This is a genomic window from Bacillus sp. RO1 (assembly GCF_012524115.1).
Lineage (GTDB): Bacteria > Bacillota > Bacilli > Bacillales > Bacillaceae_I > Sutcliffiella_A.
The window spans coordinates 25,931-45,388 of the sequence record NZ_JAAZWB010000085.1 but is presented as its reverse complement, the minus strand read 5'-3'; the positions used below and the strand labels follow the sequence as shown (position 1 = coordinate 45,388).

The window sequence follows — 19,458 nt, the reverse complement described above, 5'->3', positions numbered from 1 at the left end:
TACTAGGTTAGACGTAGAATGGTGGAGAAGGTTACAGGTTGATTTAATTTTGGGGATAAAATGCAAAAAACCAACCCCTGTATCCACTAGGGTTGGCTGCACCTTCATAGCCTGCTTAGAATAAACTAGTACTATGAAGCGGTTGTACTTTTGCTTTTGGATCGATATAGGATTTGGCGTTATTTACAGCAGTAGGTGCCTCGCCAAAGCCGCAAGCGATTAGTTTCACTTTTCCTTCGTATGTGCAAATATCACCGGCAGCATAAATTCCGGATATATTTGTTTCCATTTTGGAATTGACTAGGATGGAATTCTTTTCGATTTCAAGTCCCCAATCTTTGATAGGCCCAAGGGAGGAAACAAATCCGTAGTTAACAATAACATCATCAACCTCCAACACTTCACGCTCTTCGGATTTCACTTTTTCGAGGACAACCTGATTGATTGCGTTATCGTCACCGATTAGTTCTGCAGGTACGTATGGCGTTTTAATTTCAACGTTGGAATTCATTAATGTTTCTACACTGTGCTCGTGAGCACGGAACTTGTCACGACGGTGAACGAGCGTCACTTTCTCAGCAATCGGCTCAAGCATCAGCGCCCAGTCAACAGCAGAGTCACCGCCACCGAATACAACCACTTTCTTGCCAGCAAATTTATTCATATCGTCCACAAAATAGTGGATGTTCTTGTTCTCATAATCTTTAGCGTTATCAAGCTCGAGGCGGCGTGGTTGGAATGCGCCATTACCAGCAGTAATGATGACTGCTTTGGAATAGTGCGTTTCTTTGTCCGTTACAATCTTGAACGTTCCGTCTCCCATTTTTTCAAGGGTTTGTACGGATTGCTCCAATGCAACCGTTGGCTCAAACTTGGCCATCTGTTCTTTTAGGTTGTTGATCAATTCCTGTGCACGGATTTTTGGGAAGCCGGCGATATCATATATGTACTTTTCGGGGTATAACGCGGATAACTGTCCACCCAATTGTGGTAGACTTTCAATGATTTTGACGCTAGCCTGCCTCATACCTCCGTAGAAAGCAGTGAATAAGCCAGTTGGCCCTCCACCGATGATGGTGATGTCAAATACTTTTTGTTCTTCGCTCATCTGAATCTATCCCCCTAAACAATTGTTAACTTTCTTTCTTTATCATAGCATAATTTTCTCACAATTTCTGTTTTCAACCTTGGAAAAAGGGGAACATATACTGAAAATAGCTAGAAATTTAAAAATTTTTATACGAAATTACTTGTTTTTTCCGAATATTTTAAAGCTTTTTAAACTATGATTTTGTCTTGAAAAAAAGACAGAAAAAGAATATGATGTTAGGTAGGTTAAGTTTCTTTGTGACAAATTTCGCACTTTTTTGCCGTTCATATTCGTGAAGTGTTTCACAATCATTTATTTCTAATAAATTTTATCTTAATAGTGGATAGTAAGAAAAGGTACAGTGAGATTTGTTTCATGTCTTCATATTTATTTTATAAAAAATTTCAATATAAAAGGTGTGATTCATTTGAAAAAGCCAAGTATAGTTATTCTAGGTGCTGGTTACGGTGGACTTGTAACGGCTGTTCGTCTTCAAAAAATGATCGGTGTCAATGAAGCCGATATTACGTTGGTAAACAAAAACGATTACCATTATGAGTCTACATGGTTACACGAAGCATCAGCAGGAACACTGCCGGCTGATCGTACTCGTTACAAAATTTCTGACGTAATTGATCGCAGCAAGGTTCATTTCTTACACGATACAGTTACAGGCATCAATCGTGAAGCTAAAACTGTTGCTTTGACTAAAGGCGGAGAAATCTCTTACGACTATCTAGTGGTTGGTCTTGGTTATGAAGCAGAGACTTTTGGCATCAAGGGCTTGAAAGAGCATGCGTTCACGATTGCAAACTTAAATGTTGCTCGTAAGATCCGTGAGCACATCGAATATCAATTTGCTACTTACAATACAGAAGCACACCGCCGTAACGACCGTTTAACTATCGTAGTTGGTGGAGCTGGATTTACTGGTATCGAATTCCTTGGAGAACTAGTTAACCGTGTTCCTGAACTTTGCCAAGAGTTTGATATTCCTAAAGAAAAAGTACGCATCGTGTGTGTAGAAGCTGCACCGACTGTACTTCCTGGATTTGATCCGGAACTAGTGGAATACGCTGTAAACACGCTTGAACGTAAAGGTGTAGAATTCAAAATTGGCACTGCTATCAAAGAAGCGACGGAAGAAGGAATTATCGTTGCTAAAGACGAAGAAGTGGAAGAAATCAAAGCTGGTACAGTCGTTTGGGCAGCAGGTGTACGTGGAAACCACTTGGTAGAAGATTCCGGATTCGAAAACATGCGTGGCCGTGTGAAAGTAGATCCTTACTTACGCGCTCCTGGACATGAGGATGTATTCATCGTTGGAGACTGTTCTCTAATCATCAACGAAGAAATCAACCGTCCATACCCTCCAACTGCTCAAATCGCGATGCAGCAAGGGGAAGTTTGTGCGAAGAACTTGGCAGTATTGGTTCGTGGCCAAGGTGAACTACAAACCTTCACTCCAGATTTAAAAGGAACGGTATGTTCTTTAGGTGAAGACGATGCAATCGGCGTAGTATTCGGTCGCAAAATCTGGGGCTCTAAAGCATCCTTCATGAAGAAAATGGTCGACAACCGTGCACTATACATGATCGGTGGAGCTGGCCTAGTAATGAAAAAAGGTAAATTCAACGTATTATAAGATATATTTTTTAGAAGCTGCACATTTTATAACGTGCAGCTTTTCTTTTTGTCTTTTTTCCTGATACCATTACTTTATCAGGTACAAACAGGGGGACGATAACATGGGAAAAAGAGAAAATGTCTGGCTCGCGGTTGCGGGTATTGTGGTAGCAGAAGACGGCAAATGGCTTGTCGTAAAAAAGAGCTACGGTGGACTTAAGGGGAAGTGGTCCTTTCCTGCAGGATTTGTGGAAGCGAATGAAACCGTAGATGAGGCAGTAGCTCGAGAAATATTAGAGGAAACGGGCATCAACGTAAAGGTCGAGGGGCTGATTGGAGTCAGATCTGGTGTCATAAAGGATAAAATCAGCGATAATATGCTCCTATTCTTATGTACTCCTCTAAACCACGACGTAGTCTATCAAGAAAGCGAACTATCTGATGCGGCATTTAAAACGCTTGAGGAACTTGAGAGAGACCCTGATTCCTCTTTGCTCATCCACTATTGCGCAAAGCTCACAAATCTTTCTGTTTTAAAAGAAACGAAGGCTATGAATCCTGGACAGATATTTAACTATAGTTCGTACAAGTTATTTTTCTAATAATTCTGTAAATTTAAGAAAAAGAAAGAAACAGATAGATTGGATAAGATGTATTCGCTTACATCGTCTTATTTAGCTATTTTCGTCCCTTTCCTTTTCCTTTAAAAGGATGATATATTATCAGAAAATTAAATTAAATTCTGTTTTGAGAAAATCATCTGGAGGGATATGGAATGAAAAATCAACTGCAAACAGAGAAAAAGGATTGCCCGTATTGTTCAGGTAAAGGATATTTTCAGTTATTGCTAGGCGGATCAGAAACTTGTTCCTGTTGTGGTGGGAGCGGAAGGAAATAAATAGCTAATAGATGCTTTTCACACAATCGCGCTCGTTCTATGATAGGTCATTTATGACGTATTTAGGACAATTGCGATTGTGTTTTTGTTTGAATGCCAAAAGTAATTGACTCGTATCAACGCTTTCAGTACACTAAGGAAAGATGTGTAATGGAGGTGCTTGGTATTGAATATACCAATTTTACTTATATCTGTTGTCTTATTTTTCGTGCTATTCTTTGGGATTGGATTCCTTTTAAATATGTTATTGCGCATGTCTTGGATTATGGCCATCATATATCCTTTAGTATGTGTGTGGATCATCGCTCAGGATGATGTGAGATTGATTGATTATTTCAGGCAGCCTGGCAGTGCTTTTTCAAAACTTGGCTCAGAGGTGGCGTCCTTACAGGTGGCAGATATCACTATATTGGTGAGTGGCTTAGCTGGGGCAATAACTTCTGGTATTGTTATTAAAATGCTTCGTAAAAATGGATATCAAATGTTTTAACGTCAAGTTAAGAATCGGCCCAGTTAGCCGGTTCTTTTTTTAGGATAAGAAAGTATATTAACCGGTTAATTTCCGTTCCATGCGCTACGCTTGCATGTGGGCGGTCCGTGAGCCTTCTCGCTCCTGGAAGCCACTGAAAAAGTCTTTGAATTTAGATGTTGTTGTTGTTGATGTTAAGATAAGACACCGCTGTTGATTTCTGCAAATGGCTTCGCTTTCCTTGGGGCTGAAGAGATCCTCCTCGGCTACCTGCGGGGTCTCCAGCTAGTGCTGTCTTCCTCAGGAGTCTTCGTCTTTTGTTCCAATCCCCAGCAAGCAATTTTTGAAGATCTTCGGGTGTGAGCGCTTCTATAAGACAGTTCAGCCTTATTTTAAGTATTTTAGGGCGTATAGAGCGCTTCTATTAGACAGATTAACCTTTTTTTGAAGGTCTTCGGGTGTATAGAGCGCCTCTATAAGACAGTTCAGCCTTATTTTAAGTATTTTAGGGCGTATAGAGCGCTTCTATAAGACAGTTTAACCTTTTTTTGAAGGTCTTCGGGCGTATAGAGCGCCTCTATTAGACAGATTAACCTTTCCTTTACGTTATCAGTTTTTCAGTAACTTCCTCCGTATTGGGATATAAGCCTGTCACTTCCTCCCGCGGGCGTTATTGCGCCATCCACTCCAATCAACAAGATGTCTACATTTATCCAAGGGTTTATGAAAAGCAATCTAATTGAGTTTATTGAATAAGCATTAACCTAACGTTTATGTGATTTCCAGCTGTGAATTGGAACAAATGGCGGAGACTCCTGCGGGGGAGAAACGGTTGGTTGAGACCCCGCAACGAAGTGAGGAGGCTCAAGCACCGTCCCGCGGAAAGCGAAGCCATTTGCGGAAAGGAACAGCGGCTATTAACACCACTAACTAATGTTTTTTTTGATAAAGAAGGACCCTCCGTTTTTGCACCTTTTTTTATTGCCTGATGCCTCGAAATACTCCACTAATCTATTATTTTTAATTGGTAAAAATAGGTGTTTACTAGCTTTTCTCACAAAAAAGGAATACTTTTCTTAAAAACAGGGAAGGAATATCTTGTGAGAGGAGTGTGAGTGTGTCACATGAAAATAGCGAAAATGATTTTTCGAAGGACGGTTATCGGCTTACTATTTGTACTAGCCTTGTCTGTAACATTCCAATCCATATCAGGTGTTGAGGCATCAACCATTCACAACTGGCTAAAAGAAAATAACATATATGCCACTAATGGACAAGGAAAAAATGAAGAAGAAAAAGAAGGTTTCTTCAAGAAAATCGGACTGAATTTAAAGCAGTTGAATTTCCTTTCTGCGACACCTACCATGGTCTCAGCAGAAGAGGCGATAGAAAAGCCCAAGAAGCTAGAGGATCTAGACTGGGATCAATACGAGACACATACGGTCCACGCAACTGGATATACAGCAGGCTATGAATCAACAGGCAAAAATCCTGGCGATCCAAGCTATGGAATTACATACTCAGGACTTAAAGTCAAAAGGGATTTATATTCTACCATTGCGGCAGATATCAATGTATTTCCGATAGGTACGATTCTTTTTATACCCGGCTATGGTTACGGTGTAGTGGCTGATATTGGCGGAGCAATTAAAGGAAATAAGATAGATCTCTATTACGACACAGTAGATGAAGTATTCAATGATTGGGGCAAACAGACCATCGATGTTTACATTATCAAAAAAGGCGATGGTACATTGACTGAGGAAGAGTTGACTAGATTAAACGAAGACGAAAGCATGCAGGTGTTCCGCCAGCAATACAGAGGGAGCGGAGAATAGCATGACAAAAGCCGTACCTATCAGAATGATTTCTGAGGATACGGCTTTTTATTATTATAGTAAAGGGTCGTTTCCTGTGTATGCAGGGTAACAAGTAGGGTGAAGAAGGGAAGCGAGTTTTTGTAAACCTAAGATAAGCCTTGGCGAAGGCCTGCAATAGAGGCTTTCCTCTAATACATAAATTTGGGAGTTTTGAACCGCGTTGATCGTGTCGGCATTTTCTCGCTTCAATACATGCTTAGGATTCATTTTTGACTCTTTTACACCAACCCAAATCATACATATCGCATCAGGATTCTTCTCCACTACTTCTGCCCATTCAGTCTGGTAACTTGCCACACTTTTATCCGAAAATATATTGACCGCACCAGCCAAATCACTTACTTCAGTCAGCCAATTGACCTTGCCCGGAGTGAAAATTGGTTTTGGCCACCATTCCCAATATAAAGACGGTCTATTTTCACAATGTGTTGCGCACTGTCTGTATGTATGGATAATTTTACGCATAGAGGAAACAATCTCGTTTGCCTTTGAAGAAGAATTTGTAAGTTCTCCTACCGTCAACAAGTCACGGGCAATTTCCTCAAGTGATTGAGGATTTAAGACAACATGCGGGATGGAGCGCTTTTCCAATTCTCGAACATTTCGCTCCATTCCAGGGACACTTAAACTGGCCAATACTAAGTCAGGCTCCAAGGCTTCCAGTTTTTCCATATTGATATTCAAATCTGGTCCAAGCTTCGGTAGATTTGAAACTTCTTTAGGCCAATCAGAGAAATCATCCACTCCAACTAGTGTGTTTGTCAAACCTAGATAGTGGAGCAACTCTGTGTTGCTCGGACAAATGGATATGAGTCTCAAAACTTCCCCCCCTTTACAAAACATAAGCAAAGTAATGCAAAACGATGGTCAGTAAAATCCCGGTAATCGCACCGAAAAATACTTCGATTGGTTTATGTCCTAACAGTTCTTTCAGGTCTTTTACTTTTTCTTGCTCATTCATTTTTGGCCATTTCTTGGTCTCTTCCACAAAACGATTAAAATCTCCAACAAGTTTGTTTAACACAGTGGCTTGTTCGCCGGCATGTCTTCTAACTCCGGTTGCATCAAACATGACAATAATGGCAAATACAGTGGCTACTGCAAAAATGGGAGAATCCAGTCCTGTTTCAAATGCAACGCCTGTAGCCAGAGCCGTAACCGCAGCGGAGTGGGAACTTGGCATTCCTCCTGTACTTGTGATCAAGGACCAATCAATTCTTCTAGAGGCAATATATTGAATAGGTACCTTTACAAATTGTGCAAAACCGATTGCTGCCAAAGCAGCCCATAAAGGAAAATTAGAAAATAACTCCATTTGATAGAATCGTCCTTTCTCTGCAGTTGTATCTATTACTATACCCATTCTTAAGGGATGAAGCACGTTAAGTAGAGTGTTATGTATAGATAATTAATATTCTTATTATTATGAATCATTATAACGAATTTGTTAAGGTGAATATAGGACAAAATGATGATTAGAGTACAAACTTATCTGATTTGGACCACTTTTGAATATGATTAGAAACTCGAAATATTTCCTTAAGTTCGATATAATATAATTATAATAAAATGGAGGTGTACAAATATGTTTGTCGTACATAATGTAGCTGATTTTTCAAATCAACAGGAGGCACTAGTAGTAGGCCTTTCCGAGAAACATAGCAAGTTAGATGGTTTATTGGGAGAACTAGATTCTCAATTGGAAGGGCATCTGACACAGTTATTAAAGGATGGAGACATATCTGCGAAAAAAGGAAAGTTAGCAAGAATACATACATTCGGCAAAACGTCATACAAAAGAATTTTTGTAGTGGGGACAGGTCGTGAAGAAAAACTAACTTTCGTTGAGTTGCGTAAAGTTTTTGGCAAAGTGGGTAAAACCATTCAAGAATCCAAGCTTAACCAAGTTGTAGTCGCCATTGATACTTTTGTAACGGAAGATGTGGATGTGTTAGACGCTGCTCATGCGTTAGGAGAGTCCATTCCATTATCCACATATAAGTTTGATGGATATAAGCAAAAATCTAATGAACCAGAAGTGACACTGAATCAGGTTATTCTCTTAACAGATTATGATAAAGAAGAGGTGGGAGCAAGTGCACATGTAGGATATGTGTTTGCAAAAGGCACAAACACTGCGCGTACACTTGTTAACCTGCCAGGAAATATGCTGACTGCCACAGACCTGGCAAACCATGCTGCAGGCCTAGCAGAGAAGTATGGATTTGAGCTAGAGATCCTTGAAAAAGAAGAGATGGAGAAGCTTGGTATGGGTGCTTTGTTAGCCGTGAATAAAGGGTCCGTGGAACCACCTAAAATGATTGTGTTGAAATATCAAGGAAAAGAAGACTGGACAGATGTCATTGGCTTAGTCGGAAAAGGAATTACTTTTGATACTGGAGGATATTCCATCAAACCGAAAGACGGTATAGTTGGGATGAAAACAGATATGGGTGGAGCAGCAACAGTTCTAGGAGCAATGGAAGCGATTGGAGAACTGAAGCCAGAGCAAAATGTCCTAGCTGTTATTGCATCAACGGATAATATGATTAGCGGAGATGCCTTCAAACCGGATGATGTAATCACATCAATGAGCGGAAAAACGATTGAGATCTTAAACACCGATGCGGAAGGTCGTCTTGTATTAGCCGATGCAGTAACCTATGCTAAGCAACACGGTGCTAACTACCTTGTCGACGTTGCTACCCTTACAGGCGGTGTCATCATCGCATTAGGTCACCACACCACAGGTGCAATGACCAATGACGAAGCATGGTTTGAACAAGTGCTTGAAGCATCCCATGAAGCGGGAGAAGAAATGTGGAGACTTCCAATTTTTGACCATGCAAAAGAAAGAGTTCGCAGCAGTAAAGTAGCCGACTTGAACAACTCTCCAGGTCGTGACGGACACGCTATTTTTGCAGGAGCGTTCATCGGAGAATTTGCAGAAGGTACACCATGGGTTCACTTGGATATCGCGGGCACAGCTACTTCAAAGTCTTCTCATGACCTTGGACCAAGCGGCGGAACAGGTGCGATGGTACGAACGCTAGTAACGTTAGTAGAACGTTTTGGACAGACAGAAGAAAACTAATCGTTTATACAGAGTGTACTTAATGCGCATCCTAAGTAGGGTGCGCATTATTTTTTTGCGCGTTTCAAGTTGACTTCCTAACTTTTCCGTTGACAGTCATTCAACATCTATGTTAATTTGTTTCTATGCTTTTTTACTCTAATTCTCTAATGATTTAATTAACTAAAGCAAAGGCAACAAGAAACACAGAAAGAAAGGAAGTCTTTATTATGAATGCAGTTATCATAGCCGTATTGGTTATGCTTACATTAAGTTTACTTAGAATAAATGTTGTACTTGCCCTGGTTTCAGGTGCTTTTATTGGAGGAATGGTGGGAGGTTTAGGCCTCGAAACCACTATTAATACTTTTACAAATGGTCTGGGAGGGAATGCAGCGGTAGCCCTTAGTTATGCACTTTTGGGTGCTTTTGCAGTGGCATTATCCAAAACAGGTCTTCCGGATGCACTTGTCGAAGGTGCAATCAAGCTTGTAGGGACAAAAGAGGATTCACGCAAAAAAGCGTTATCTAAAGTACTTATATTATTAATAATTCTAGCTGTCTCCATTATGTCCCAAAACGCCGTTCCTGTTCATATTGCGTTCATTCCAATTCTAATTCCGCCCTTACTTAAAATATTGAATGAACTGAATATTGACAGAAGGCTTACAGCGACCATCATTACATTCGGATTAACAGCACCGTATATTCTGTTGCCAGTCGGTTTTGGTGGTATTTTTCATGGTATCCTAAAAACGAATATGAAAGAAAGCGGATTGGATATCAGCTTATCCTCTATTCCGACAGCCATGTTAATTCCTGTTTCAGGAATGTTAGTAGGACTTCTTATCGCGGTTTTCTTTAGCTATAGAAAGCCGAGAACATACGAACAAAAAGCTATTGCAGATCAAGAAACAGAGACATATTCGAAAAAGTCCATCCTCATTGCTTTAGTGGCGGTTGTTATCTCTCTTGCTACGCAAGTCTATCTAAGTGATGTGCTTGGTGTAGATGGAATGATATATGGTTCTCTTGTAGGTATCATCATCCTGTATGCGGGCGGAGTAATGAAGTCCACTGAGACCGATGTTATCCTCACGTCTGGTATGCGTATGATGGCATTCATCGGATTCGTCATGATTGCAGCTTCTGGGTTTGCTAGTGTATTAAGAGAGACTGGCCATATTGAGACATTGGTTGCTTCTTCTGCAGAGTGGATTGGATCTAATCAGTTGCTTGCAGCATTAGCTATGCTGATAGTCGGGCTTCTCATCACAATGGGGATCGGATCTTCTTTTTCCACGATACCTATTATTGCAGCGATATTTGTTCCGTTATGTGCGGAGCTTGGTTTCAGCGCAATGGCAACCATTGCTATCGTTGGTACGGCTGCTGCTCTAGGTGATGCAGGGTCTCCTGCCTCTGATAGTACGCTTGGACCAACTTCAGGTTTGAATGCCGACGGTCAACATAACCACATTTGGGATACGTGTGTACCGACGTTTCTACATTACAATATTCCGCTGATTATTTTTGGTTGTATTGCAGCGGTAATTTTATAAAATACACAACAAAGCCAGGCTGCGCGATTTGCGGCCTGGCTTTTGTTTAGTTAAGCGATTTTACGTGTGTAAGGTGCTTTGGTTGTTTTATTGACAACATAGTATAATCTAGCAGCAAGCAATGCGCATAGGATTGTAAACACAACGTCTTTTATAGCGAAAAGGGTCATTGTTGTCCAGGCCGCAATATATGGTGTGCTTATATCTAAAACATAGTTTAGAATCATAAACATGTAGTTTGTTCCGATAAAATAAATAAGAATAATGCCAATGAAAGAAGCAAACATAAATGTGCCTAATTTCGGCTGAGCTTTCTTTTCTACAATCAGTCCAGCTGCAAAAGCGGCAGCCACATAGGATAATAGGAATCCTCCTGTCGGACCGATAATCGTTGCAAATCCTGAACTAAACTGAGCAAAGACTGGTGCACCTGCGATACCTACTAGTAAATAAACAATCATGGAAATGGCTCCAAGTCTTGATCCTAATAATATTCCGGCTAACACACAGAAAAATGGTTGCATAGATAGTGGAACACCACCGACTTGAAGAAATGGCATCCAAGATACGATATTGGCACCAATTGCCATCAAGGCAACAAACATGGCTGCGTAAGTAATATCCAATGTTGACAGTGAACGTTTCATAATGTAAACCCCTTTGTTGTATGTAGTTGACAATAAAATAATAATCTAAAAGTTTGATAGTTGTCAACACCATTATTTGTTTGGTTAACAAATGACGTGGTTGAATATTTTACTTAGCCTCGCTAAAATATGAACTATAAAGTTTAGGAGGACGTTTCTGCATGAAGATTAGAAAAGCGAATTTAGAGGTTGATACTGTTAGCGTGTATATACATGAGAATAAAAAAGAGGAACATACATTGATTGCGATTCCATCTATTAAATGGTCTACTATCATTCCGTATGAGGAGGATAATACGAGTTTGACGAAGAGGCTTAAGGCAGAGTTCCAATCTGTGTTAGATTCTGCAGAGGATGTTACCCATTTATCCCTAAAGCTTGTCCAATGGGTCCGTGAAATGTAAAAAATGCCTGTTAGCTGTCTGTGAGTTTCTTCAATATTGAATGTGTCGATGTGTGTCGAATGGCATTTATATGGCGTAAAGTGGACAATAAAATGAAAAAGTGGCTAATATAATTGCAAGTTGGACAATAAAATGAAAAGTTGGATTAAATAATTTTTATGGGAAGGAAAAATTCCCCGAATCAACAGCGGTGACTAACCGATAACTAAAGTTTTATAACTATTAAAGCACCGGGCCTTGCCCGGTTTTTTTTATTTCTGGCAAGAAAAGAAAAGTTCCCACTCAAGGAATCAATTACTAAATCTGTAGGGAATAGTACCCTTTTTCCTGATTTTTGTTTAAAGATGAGACAGAGAGTGAATATAACCTGAAACAGAATAAAAATCTTTTAAAGGAGTGGATGTAAATGAGTGTAAAAAATAGTGCCATGCAACTTAGTAAAAGCAAGTGGGTAACAGGGGCAGTTGTCGGGGGAGTAGCAGCAAGCTCTGCTTTACTATTTAAGAAAGAGCGTCGCAATAAGGTGATGAAATTTTTTCGGCGAGATGAAGGGGACCAGCAACCTGAAGGAACTGAAGAAGAAACTGTTAAAGAAAGCTAAAAAAGAAGCCACGGAACAATATCTAGTTTATAAGAAGGAAAAAACAAAGAACAAGATGCAAAAGGAGGTTAATGAATTTTCAGATAATTTAGATGATTCAACGGATCAGTTTGCAGACAAGGTTCACAGCAAGGCAAAGGACATCCAGGGAAAAGTGCAAGACTCGCTGTTAAAGGTGAAAGATCGATTGAAGGAAGTAAAATATGCAGGTGAAAGCTTTCAAGAAAAAGTCGGAAAGGGAAGTCGTTCCAGTGGAATCAAATCCTATTCAAATGTGAAAAGGGCAGATGATTTAAATGGAATGAATTCCGTGAAACGAAGCGATCAAATCCAAAATGTGAGTGACATTAAAGGAGTGAAGTAAAATGGCAGCTATCCAAAAAAGTACGGATGGATCCAGTCTTGCAGAAGTAATCGATAGAATTTTAGACAAGGGTGTCGTCATTGACGTCTATGCACGTGTATCCCTTGTTGGAATTGAACTGATCACAGTGGAAGCGCGCGTAGTAATCGCCAGTGTGGATACATGGTTGCGCTATGCAGAAGCAGTTGGATTATTAAGAGATGACCTAATGGACGGAGAATTTCACTTATCCGGACAATCTACAGAACGTCAAAATGCATAAAAGTTGATAAATGAATACTTGGGAATCAAGGCACATATTACATGTGCCTTTGTTCCATTTTCCATAAAGGTGGGGTTGGCATTGAGCATGAAGAAGGTGTTGAAAGAGGTAACAGATTTTTTTACGGAGTTCGTAAAACCTCCATATAAGATCACAGCTGTGCAGCCTACTGACCATGGCTGGGACGTTGTTGTAGAAGTAATAGAAGAAAAAGAATACATGAAGGCATATGCCAAAGACCAAATGGTTGGTGTTTATCATGCCAAACTTAATAAAGACATGGAAGTAGAATCATATAATCGAAGGAGCTTACGTTCAAGAAGTTCCATAGATTTGAACAATGAGTAAGGGCCATTTGCAATGGAGGTAGTAGGATATGAACAAACAGCTGGAGAAGGAGATTGTGACACATGCTAAGGTAGAGGAGATTTCTTCTAGAACGTTAGACTACTTAAAAAATGGTTTCCCCGTCCATTTTACTGGACCGACTGGAGTAGGAAAGACATCCATGGCACTCCATGTTGCCAGACAACTTGAGAGGCCGGTGGTGGTACTGCAAGGGCATGAAGAAATGACCAATGCAGATCTGCTAGGAGACTTTAACGGATACACCAAGAAGCTATTAGTGGATAATTATGTCCGCTCGGTCATGAAAAAGGAAGAAACAATGAAAGAGTCTTTCCAGGAAGGGCTATTATTGGAAGCGGTAAAAAACGGATATACACTTATCTACGATGAATTTACACGGTCCAAACCTGAAACAAACAATCTTTTCTTATCGGTTATCGAAGAGGGAGTTCTTCCCTTATATGGGTCCAAGCACGAAGAGAAGTGGGTGAAAGTTCATGAGGATTTCTCCATCATTTTTACGAGCAATCCTGCTGAATATGCAGGCGTGCACAAAACACAGGATGCATTGCTGGACCGAATGATTACCTTGGAACTTGGATATATGGAGAAAAATGCAGAAACGGAGATTTTGAAGCAGAAGGTAGATATATCAGAAGAGGAAGCCATACAGATTACTAATTTCATTTCAGCTCTTAGAGACAAATGCTTGAATAAAGGCAAGCATGCACCAGGTATCCGTGCTGCCATCATGATTGCAACCATTTCGAAGCAAAAAGAAATGGAGAAGAGCACCGAAAATGAGGAGTTCAAACAACTTTGTGTAGACGTACTGTTGCATTCCGTCCATAAAGGGATGGAATACGAAAAGCAATCAAGGTCTTTATCTCTTATAACTCAAGAATTTAAGAAAGCCTTTGGAGGGAATGCAAATGGAAAATAACCTTGGCTATTATACGTTTTGTGTCATACCAAAAGATTCCAAGGAAATGAATTTAGGAGAAGTGGTGATGGAGGGGAAGACCAGACAGCTTCTGACTATTGATCACAAGGAGTTCTCTATGGTGGTCACAAAGGCTCCTATCAAAATCTATCATCCTAAAAAGGAAAACCTATTAACACACCAGAATGCTGTGTCTTTCCTGATGGAAAAAACGACGGTCATCCCAATGAGCTTTGGGAATGTGTTTGAAACAGAGGCAGATGTTGAATTCTTGATGAAATCACTATACTCAGAGCTTCAAGACATCTATAAAAAAATAGAAAACAAGATAGAAGTAGGCCTGAAAATAATTGGCAAGGAAAATTGGTTGAAAGCTGAAATCAATAAGAACCAAAAAGCGATGAAGCTAAAGGAAAAAATCAGCGGCAAGTCAGAAGCTGCTTCCTATTATGAACGAATTGAACTTGGAGATATGGCCCAGAAGTTCATGAAGGAAAAGATGCAAATCTGCATGCAGGAAGTTTTCTTGCCACTAGCGGAAAAAGCAGTTTCTGCAAAACAAAATGAAACAATTGGAGGCAAGATGCTAATCAACGCAAGCTTCTTAATAGACAGAGACCATGAAGAAGAGTTTGATGAATTGGTAAACAAAATCTATGAAAAGTGGCAGGACAAAGTTGAATTTAAATATACCGGTCCATGGCCTGCTTACAATTTCATTGATATTAAATTGAAGGCGAAGGAAGCTTAATGATCCATAAACTTCTTACTGGCCCAATGGGTGTGTTAGTAAAACTCGGGGAAAAAATAAAAGAAGAAGTGGACCGGGAAATGTATGATATTGATCATATCCAGAAGCAATTGGTTCAATTAGAAATGTTAATAGAAACAGATGAAATTACAGAAGAAGAATATCATGCACAAGAAGAAGAACTACTGCAGCGTTACGAAGTGGCCAAGCTTCGGGAACAGCGAATGTTTGAAGACTTGAAGAGAAGAAATGGGGGTGGCTGAACATGACAGAAACAAAAACAGACAAGTCTTTGTTTTATTTATACGGATTAGTGCCTACAAAAGAATTAAAAGATAACCCGCTGATGCCATTGGCTGGAATTGATGGACGACATCACTTATATGAGAAACATATGGGAGAAGTGACAGCAATCCTATGTGAAATTGATGAAGGGGAATTCTCAGAAGAGATTATTGAAGATAAGGTCAATCATGATATGGAATGGTTGAAAGCTAAAGCTTTGCATCATCATGAAACTCTTGAACAGCTCCATAACAGCTATACACTTATCCCACTGAAGTTCTGTACCATTTACAAAAGTGAACAGAATTTAGCTAGAACAATAGAGTCTGAGGATCTTAAGTTCCACCAGCTTTTCGAGAATATTTCACAAAAAGAAGAGTGGAATTTAAAAATTTATTGTGACGATAAGAAAATCAAAGAAGAAGTAGCCGAGCACTCCTCCGACATCAAAGAACAAGAAAAAGCAATCGAATCACTAAGTCCAGGTAGGCAGTTTTTTGAACGGAAAAAATGGAAGCAAAAATTAGAAGAAGCCGTTGTAAATGTAAAAAGAAGTAAGTGTGATGAAATTCATGAAAGTTTGAGCGGCTTGTGCGCAAAGTCAGATGTGAAGAAAAACTGGAGCCAAGAAATGTCCGGTAGAAAGCAAGATATGAATTGGAACGGCATTTATCTATTAAATAAAAATAAGAGAGATACCTTTTTACACCAAGTTAAACACCTTCAGGAAGAGTACAAGAATCTTGGTTTCACATTGGAATATACCGGTCCGTGGCCATGTTATCATTTTGCAAACTTATAGTCAGAAGGAAGGGAACAAGATGCCGACGCAATATGGAGTAAACCCTAATCAGGATGTTTCTTTGCTGGACATTTTAGATGTCATTTTGGATAAGGGTGTCGTGCTAAGAGGGGAGCTTATCATCTCCATCGCGGACATTGATTTGATTTACTTGGATCTGCGTTTACTTATCACATCAGTAGATAAACTGATGGAATCCAATGAACGAAAAATAATCGGTGAGGAGGAAGCGAAATGGAGCATAGACCAGAAAAGAGCGGCAGGATCCAATTAGACCCAGATAATGTGGAGCAAGGGCTATCACAGCTTGTCCTGACGATAATAGAATTATTGCGTCAACTGATAGAGCGGCATGCACTAAGAAGAGTGGATAGTGGCAATTTGACAGATGAGGAGATTGAAAAGCTTGGGACGGCATTGATGAACCTGGAATTGAAAATGGAGGACCTTAAGGAGATTTTCGACTTAGATGATGAGGATTTGAACATTAATTTGGGACCGCTGGGGAATCTACTATAATTTTTTAGCCTGTGAAGGAGCTGTTATATATGTCAATGCAAACACCTTCAAACTCCAGTAACCTGGTGGAAGTACTTGAAAAAATACTCGATAAAGGTGTAGTAATCGCTGGGGATATCAAAATAGGGCTTGCTGATGTGGAATTATTGACTATTAAGATTCGATTGCTTGTGGCATCAGTAGATAAGGCGAAGGAGATTGGGATGGATTGGTGGGAAACAGATCCTTATTTTTCTTCAAGGGGTGTGAATCAGGAGCTACAGGAGCAGAATCAGAAGTTGTTGGAGCGGATTGATCAGTTGGAGAAGCGGTTGGAAGCACCAAAGGAATAAGCTATTATACTTTCATAAATCAGTTTGGACAGTGTTTTAAAAGAGAAGCACTGTTTTTTTCTATTTCAATAAAAATCTGTTAAACACCGCTGTTGATTTCCGCAAATGGCTTCGCTTTCCTAAGGGCGGTGCTTGAGCTTCCTCGGCTTCGCCTGTGGGGTCTCAAGCTACCGCTATTCTCCCGCAGGAGTCTTCGCCATTTGCTCCAATCACCAGCTGGAAACTCCAATCTATCAATCATTAAACTAAACAAAAAACATCTCACCTATTAAAAGATGAGATGTTGGTGCCTAGTCAAACATAAATCGCTTCGTTCTGAATTTAACACTCATGACAATTCCCATGGCTATCATATTTGTTAATAGCGCACTTCCTCCGTAACTCATAAACGGAAGGGCAAGGCCTGTAATTGGCATTAAGCCAATGGTCATGGCAATGTTTTGAAATATTTGAAATGCCAATAGACCAATGACCCCTGTCACCAAATAAGTACCGTATGGGTTATCACAGCTTATGGCAATAATGATCAAGCGATAGATCATGATGAAGTAAATAGAGATTACAAGAGTTGCGCCGATAAATCCGAATTCCTCTCCAATAAGGGCAAATATGAAGTCTGTCTGAACTTCCGGTATCCGTCCGCTCTGGGACTGAACACCTTCTAATAAGCCCCTTCCAGATACTTGACCAGAACCTATTCCTTTCAATGCTTCCGTTAGCTGAAAACCATAGGAAGAAGCGTATTCCTCTCGACTTAACCATCCATAAATACGCTCAAGCTGGTGAGGCTTGATAAACTTTGAAAACAACTCTATATGATTGTTATGCAAGTAAACAAGTGTCGTCAATCCAGCAATAATGGTTCCTGCAAGTAAGGTAAGTATCCTCCAGGAAGTCCCGCTTATGAATATCATCGTCACCATGATGGCTCCAATAACAAGTGCTGTTCCTAAATCAGGCTGTAGAAGAATCAAGCCAAAGGGAGGAAGAGAATAGGCCATAATCTTAATGACAACACTAAGAGGGGTCTTATTATCTAATTCATGTTTTTCTTTGGCCCATTTGTAGATTACTCCTGCAAGCACTATCAGGAGGAAAATTTTCATAAACTCAGAAGGTTGTAACAAGAATCCCCCAAGGTTGATCCATCGTTGGGATCCATTTCTGACCGTCCCGAATAAATGAACAGCGAATAAAAGACTGATTCCTAAAAAATAAAAGGGTAAGGCTAGATTTTCCAAGAGTTCATAGTCAAAGAACATAATGGAAAACATAATTCCTACCCCGAGTATGTACCAAATAATCTGCCGTTTTACGAAATAATACGGGTCATTGACGAAGTATTGACCCGATGCACTATAAACAGCTACTAAACTGATAATGAATAGCAAAAACAGCAGAAATAACAAAGTATAATCTATCCGACTATACTCTAGCTTGTTATTTTCTGTCCCCATGTTGGTTCTGTCTCCTCTCTAGCTTCTCTCGCGATGGTGGCATGTTTCGATAGGTGAACTAAAATGCCTGCTGCAAAAATGGTGATAAGCAGGGAAGACCCTCCATAACTGATGAAAGGAAGTGTGATACCTGTGATAGGCAATAATCCGCTTACTGCCCCAGCATTAAAGAACACCTGACTGCTGATTTGGAAGGTGATTCCGAATGCTAATAACTTTCCAAAGGGATCCTTTAGGGAAACCCCAACTCGAACACCTCTTACTAGTACGATTCCATACAGTAAAAACAATGTCAATATTCCAAAAATCCCAAGCTCCTCCGAAATAACTGCGAGGATAAAATCTGTATGAGCCTCTGGAAGATAGCCCAGCTTATGTACCCCTTGCGCCAATCCTCTTCCTAATAGTCCGCCATTGCCAATGGCGATAAACGATTCTACCAGTTGGAAACCTGTATCTGATGCATCTCCGAAAGGATCAATGAAAGAAGTAATCCTTGCCCAGCGGTAACTAGCGGTTTTTGCAAGAATAAAGATCGCCAAGGCTGCTACAGAGCCAAGTAAAAGGATATGTTTTAGCCTAGCCCCTGAACATATGAGGATAGCTCCGCATGCGATGATAATCATTGAGCCCGTACCTACATCAGGTTGAAGGATAATCAGGAAAAATACTAACACTACTACAGCCAATGGAGGGGCAACGCCTTTACCAAATTGATGGATATATGGCTGTTTTCTTGCATAAACCCTCGCAAAATAAATGATCATAACTAGTTTGGCAATTTCAGAAGGTTGCACACTAATACTTCCTAATTGAAACCAGCTTCGTGCTCCATTCACTTCATTTCCGATAAACGGGACAAGTACAAGTATTAAAGCAAGTAAAGTTCCTCCCACCAGTAAGGGAGTCAATCTGTCATATAATTTGTAAGGAGTAATGATGGCAGCAATGAAAACAGGTATTCCCAAATACAGCCAAGTTTTCTGGCGATTAAAAAAATAAGCGTAGTCCTCATGAAGTTCATAGCCTAGCAACATCCCGGCACTGTAAATCATGATTAAACCGTATATACATAACAACACGATAGCTGTTAACAATAACCAATCAAGTTTTTTGAAAAAATTTATCATTCTCTAATACTCCTT

25 protein-coding genes are annotated in these 19,458 nt (G+C 40.0%); 19 read left to right on the top strand and 6 right to left on the bottom strand.

Annotated features, from left to right (window positions below; all coding sequences use genetic code 11):
* Positions 1–115 precede the first annotated feature (115 nt).
* The gene (locus HC179_RS16440) at positions 116–1,108 is read right to left on the bottom strand and encodes an NAD(P)/FAD-dependent oxidoreductase (protein WP_168865299.1); all 993 of its coding nucleotides are present in this window, start codon (positions 1,106–1,108) and stop codon (positions 116–118) included.
* A gap of 409 nt (positions 1,109–1,517) precedes the next feature.
* On the opposite strand from HC179_RS16440, the gene HC179_RS16435 reads away from it, so the two are divergent.
* The 5 genes from HC179_RS16435 to HC179_RS16415 all read left to right on the top strand — a co-directional run bounded on the left by HC179_RS16435 (position 1,518) and on the right by HC179_RS16415 (position 5,921).
* The gene (locus HC179_RS16435; protein ID WP_205825357.1) at positions 1,518–2,735 is read left to right on the top strand and encodes an NAD(P)/FAD-dependent oxidoreductase; all 1,218 of its coding nucleotides are present in this window, start codon (positions 1,518–1,520) and stop codon (positions 2,733–2,735) included.
* A 103-nt stretch (positions 2,736–2,838) separates the two neighbouring features.
* On the top strand, positions 2,839–3,318 hold the full coding sequence (locus HC179_RS16430; protein ID WP_168865297.1) for an NUDIX hydrolase: 480 nt from the start codon (positions 2,839–2,841) through the stop codon (positions 3,316–3,318).
* Positions 3,319–3,491: 173 nt separating this feature from the next.
* Positions 3,492–3,614: a YuiA family protein gene (locus HC179_RS16425; RefSeq protein WP_157860702.1), complete on the top strand. Its 123-nt coding sequence runs from the start codon at positions 3,492–3,494 to the stop codon at positions 3,612–3,614.
* A gap of 160 nt (positions 3,615–3,774) precedes the next feature.
* Complete coding sequence (locus tag HC179_RS16420; RefSeq protein WP_060665514.1) at positions 3,775–4,104, top strand: YuiB family protein; 330 nt, start codon at positions 3,775–3,777, stop codon at positions 4,102–4,104.
* Positions 4,105–5,207: 1,103 nt separating this feature from the next.
* Positions 5,208–5,921: a 3D domain-containing protein gene (locus HC179_RS16415; RefSeq protein WP_168865296.1), complete on the top strand. Its 714-nt coding sequence runs from the start codon at positions 5,208–5,210 to the stop codon at positions 5,919–5,921.
* Positions 5,922–5,975: 54 nt separating this feature from the next.
* Here the strand turns inward: HC179_RS16415 and HC179_RS16410 are convergent, their stop codons facing one another.
* Together HC179_RS16410 and HC179_RS16405 are read right to left on the bottom strand one after the other, a co-directional pair.
* Positions 5,976–6,782 (bottom strand): cobalamin-binding protein, encoded by an 807-nt coding sequence (locus HC179_RS16410; protein ID WP_168865295.1) that lies wholly within the window; start codon positions 6,780–6,782, stop codon positions 5,976–5,978.
* A 13-nt stretch (positions 6,783–6,795) separates the two neighbouring features.
* Entirely contained in the window at positions 6,796–7,278 is a 483-nt protein-coding gene (locus HC179_RS16405) for a divergent PAP2 family protein (protein ID WP_168865294.1), read from the bottom strand.
* A gap of 270 nt (positions 7,279–7,548) precedes the next feature.
* Between HC179_RS16405 and HC179_RS16400 the strand changes: the two genes are divergently transcribed.
* Positions 7,549–9,057, top strand: a complete 1,509-nt coding sequence (locus HC179_RS16400) for a leucyl aminopeptidase (RefSeq protein WP_168865293.1) — start codon at positions 7,549–7,551, stop codon at positions 9,055–9,057.
* Positions 9,058–9,266: 209 nt separating this feature from the next.
* The gene (locus tag HC179_RS16395) at positions 9,267–10,598 is read left to right on the top strand and encodes a Na+/H+ antiporter family protein (RefSeq protein WP_168865292.1); all 1,332 of its coding nucleotides are present in this window, start codon (positions 9,267–9,269) and stop codon (positions 10,596–10,598) included.
* Between the two features lie 50 nt (positions 10,599–10,648).
* Here the strand turns inward: HC179_RS16395 and HC179_RS16390 are convergent, their stop codons facing one another.
* On the bottom strand, positions 10,649–11,245 hold the full coding sequence (locus tag HC179_RS16390) for a biotin transporter BioY (RefSeq protein ID WP_168865291.1): 597 nt from the start codon (positions 11,243–11,245) through the stop codon (positions 10,649–10,651).
* Between the two features lie 161 nt (positions 11,246–11,406).
* On the opposite strand from HC179_RS16390, the gene HC179_RS16385 reads away from it, so the two are divergent.
* The 12 genes from HC179_RS16385 to HC179_RS16330 all read left to right on the top strand — a co-directional run bounded on the left by HC179_RS16385 (position 11,407) and on the right by HC179_RS16330 (position 16,856).
* Positions 11,407–11,649, top strand: coding sequence for a YueH family protein (locus tag HC179_RS16385; RefSeq protein WP_168865290.1), 243 nt, complete (start codon positions 11,407–11,409; stop codon positions 11,647–11,649).
* 406 nt (positions 11,650–12,055) lie between these two features.
* Positions 12,056–12,250, top strand: coding sequence for a hypothetical protein (locus tag HC179_RS16380; protein WP_168865289.1), 195 nt, complete (start codon positions 12,056–12,058; stop codon positions 12,248–12,250).
* 55 nt (positions 12,251–12,305) lie between these two features.
* Positions 12,306–12,614 (top strand): hypothetical protein, encoded by a 309-nt coding sequence (locus tag HC179_RS16375; RefSeq protein ID WP_168865288.1) that lies wholly within the window; start codon positions 12,306–12,308, stop codon positions 12,612–12,614.
* A gap of 1 nt (position 12,615) precedes the next feature.
* The gene (gene gvpA / locus HC179_RS16370; protein ID WP_148989232.1) at positions 12,616–12,876 is read left to right on the top strand and encodes a gas vesicle structural protein GvpA; all 261 of its coding nucleotides are present in this window, start codon (positions 12,616–12,618) and stop codon (positions 12,874–12,876) included.
* An 87-nt stretch (positions 12,877–12,963) separates the two neighbouring features.
* A complete protein-coding gene (gene gvpO / locus HC179_RS16365) occupies positions 12,964–13,224 on the top strand; it encodes a gas vesicle protein GvpO (protein ID WP_240948559.1) in 261 nt (86 codons plus the stop codon).
* Positions 13,225–13,252: 28 nt separating this feature from the next.
* The gene (gene gvpN, locus HC179_RS16360; protein WP_168865286.1) at positions 13,253–14,167 is read left to right on the top strand and encodes a gas vesicle protein GvpN; all 915 of its coding nucleotides are present in this window, start codon (positions 13,253–13,255) and stop codon (positions 14,165–14,167) included.
* The gene (locus HC179_RS16355; protein WP_168865285.1) at positions 14,157–14,918 is read left to right on the top strand and encodes a GvpL/GvpF family gas vesicle protein; all 762 of its coding nucleotides are present in this window, start codon (positions 14,157–14,159) and stop codon (positions 14,916–14,918) included. The genes gvpN and HC179_RS16355 overlap by 11 nt, the downstream gene beginning before the upstream one ends.
* On the top strand, positions 14,918–15,181 hold the full coding sequence (locus HC179_RS16350) for a gas vesicle protein GvpG (RefSeq protein ID WP_168865284.1): 264 nt from the start codon (positions 14,918–14,920) through the stop codon (positions 15,179–15,181). Before HC179_RS16355 ends, HC179_RS16350 begins: the two co-directional genes overlap by 1 nt.
* Positions 15,182–15,183: 2 nt before the next feature.
* A complete protein-coding gene (locus HC179_RS16345; protein ID WP_168865283.1) occupies positions 15,184–16,005 on the top strand; it encodes a GvpL/GvpF family gas vesicle protein in 822 nt (273 codons plus the stop codon).
* A gap of 19 nt (positions 16,006–16,024) precedes the next feature.
* Entirely contained in the window at positions 16,025–16,279 is a 255-nt protein-coding gene (locus tag HC179_RS16340) for a gas vesicle protein (protein ID WP_168865282.1), read from the top strand.
* Entirely contained in the window at positions 16,240–16,524 is a 285-nt protein-coding gene (locus tag HC179_RS16335) for a gas vesicle protein K (RefSeq protein WP_168865281.1), read from the top strand. The genes HC179_RS16340 and HC179_RS16335 overlap by 40 nt, the downstream gene beginning before the upstream one ends.
* Positions 16,525–16,553: 29 nt before the next feature.
* Positions 16,554–16,856 carry a gas vesicle protein gene (locus HC179_RS16330; protein WP_168865280.1) on the top strand — a complete coding sequence of 101 codons (303 nt, stop codon included), beginning with the start codon at positions 16,554–16,556 and terminating at the stop codon, positions 16,854–16,856.
* A 290-nt stretch (positions 16,857–17,146) separates the two neighbouring features.
* Here HC179_RS16330 and rodA read toward each other — a convergent pair whose 3' ends face one another.
* Both rodA and ftsW read right to left on the bottom strand, forming a co-directional pair.
* The gene (rodA, locus tag HC179_RS16325) at positions 17,147–18,313 is read right to left on the bottom strand and encodes a rod shape-determining protein RodA (RefSeq protein WP_168865279.1); all 1,167 of its coding nucleotides are present in this window, start codon (positions 18,311–18,313) and stop codon (positions 17,147–17,149) included.
* Positions 18,289–19,443, bottom strand: coding sequence for a putative lipid II flippase FtsW (gene ftsW, locus HC179_RS16320; RefSeq protein WP_168865278.1), 1,155 nt, complete (start codon positions 19,441–19,443; stop codon positions 18,289–18,291). The genes rodA and ftsW overlap by 25 nt, the downstream gene beginning before the upstream one ends.
* Positions 19,444–19,458: the final 15 nt, after the last annotated feature.

What these genes read in the sequence shown, in the direction of transcription:
- HC179_RS16440 (WP_168865299.1), bottom strand. Translation starts at nt 1,108, where the DNA reads ATGAGCGAAGAACAAAAAGTATTTGACATCACCATCATCGGTGGAGGG.
- HC179_RS16430 (WP_168865297.1), top strand. Translation starts at nt 2,839, where the DNA reads ATGGGAAAAAGAGAAAATGTCTGGCTCGCGGTTGCGGGTATTGTGGTA.
- HC179_RS16425 (WP_157860702.1), top strand. Translation starts at nt 3,492, where the DNA reads ATGAAAAATCAACTGCAAACAGAGAAAAAGGATTGCCCGTATTGTTCA.
- HC179_RS16415 (WP_168865296.1), top strand. Translation starts at nt 5,208, where the DNA reads ATGAAAATAGCGAAAATGATTTTTCGAAGGACGGTTATCGGCTTACTA.
- HC179_RS16405 (WP_168865294.1), bottom strand. Translation starts at nt 7,278, where the DNA reads ATGGAGTTATTTTCTAATTTTCCTTTATGGGCTGCTTTGGCAGCAATC.
- HC179_RS16400 (WP_168865293.1), top strand. Translation starts at nt 7,549, where the DNA reads ATGTTTGTCGTACATAATGTAGCTGATTTTTCAAATCAACAGGAGGCA.
- HC179_RS16395 (WP_168865292.1), top strand. Translation starts at nt 9,267, where the DNA reads ATGAATGCAGTTATCATAGCCGTATTGGTTATGCTTACATTAAGTTTA.
- HC179_RS16390 (WP_168865291.1), bottom strand. Translation starts at nt 11,245, where the DNA reads ATGAAACGTTCACTGTCAACATTGGATATTACTTACGCAGCCATGTTT.
- HC179_RS16385 (WP_168865290.1), top strand. Translation starts at nt 11,407, where the DNA reads ATGAAGATTAGAAAAGCGAATTTAGAGGTTGATACTGTTAGCGTGTAT.
- HC179_RS16380 (WP_168865289.1), top strand. Translation starts at nt 12,056, where the DNA reads ATGAGTGTAAAAAATAGTGCCATGCAACTTAGTAAAAGCAAGTGGGTA.
- HC179_RS16375 (WP_168865288.1), top strand. Translation starts at nt 12,306, where the DNA reads ATGCAAAAGGAGGTTAATGAATTTTCAGATAATTTAGATGATTCAACG.
- gvpA (WP_148989232.1), top strand. Translation starts at nt 12,616, where the DNA reads ATGGCAGCTATCCAAAAAAGTACGGATGGATCCAGTCTTGCAGAAGTA.
- gvpO (WP_240948559.1), top strand. Translation starts at nt 12,964, where the DNA reads ATGAAGAAGGTGTTGAAAGAGGTAACAGATTTTTTTACGGAGTTCGTA.
- gvpN (WP_168865286.1), top strand. Translation starts at nt 13,253, where the DNA reads ATGAACAAACAGCTGGAGAAGGAGATTGTGACACATGCTAAGGTAGAG.
- HC179_RS16355 (WP_168865285.1), top strand. Translation starts at nt 14,157, where the DNA reads ATGGAAAATAACCTTGGCTATTATACGTTTTGTGTCATACCAAAAGAT.
- HC179_RS16350 (WP_168865284.1), top strand. Translation starts at nt 14,918, where the DNA reads ATGATCCATAAACTTCTTACTGGCCCAATGGGTGTGTTAGTAAAACTC.
- HC179_RS16345 (WP_168865283.1), top strand. Translation starts at nt 15,184, where the DNA reads ATGACAGAAACAAAAACAGACAAGTCTTTGTTTTATTTATACGGATTA.
- HC179_RS16340 (WP_168865282.1), top strand. Translation starts at nt 16,025, where the DNA reads ATGCCGACGCAATATGGAGTAAACCCTAATCAGGATGTTTCTTTGCTG.
- HC179_RS16335 (WP_168865281.1), top strand. Translation starts at nt 16,240, where the DNA reads ATGGAGCATAGACCAGAAAAGAGCGGCAGGATCCAATTAGACCCAGAT.
- HC179_RS16330 (WP_168865280.1), top strand. Translation starts at nt 16,554, where the DNA reads ATGTCAATGCAAACACCTTCAAACTCCAGTAACCTGGTGGAAGTACTT.
- rodA (WP_168865279.1), bottom strand. Translation starts at nt 18,313, where the DNA reads ATGGGGACAGAAAATAACAAGCTAGAGTATAGTCGGATAGATTATACT.
- ftsW (WP_168865278.1), bottom strand. Translation starts at nt 19,443, where the DNA reads ATGATAAATTTTTTCAAAAAACTTGATTGGTTATTGTTAACAGCTATC.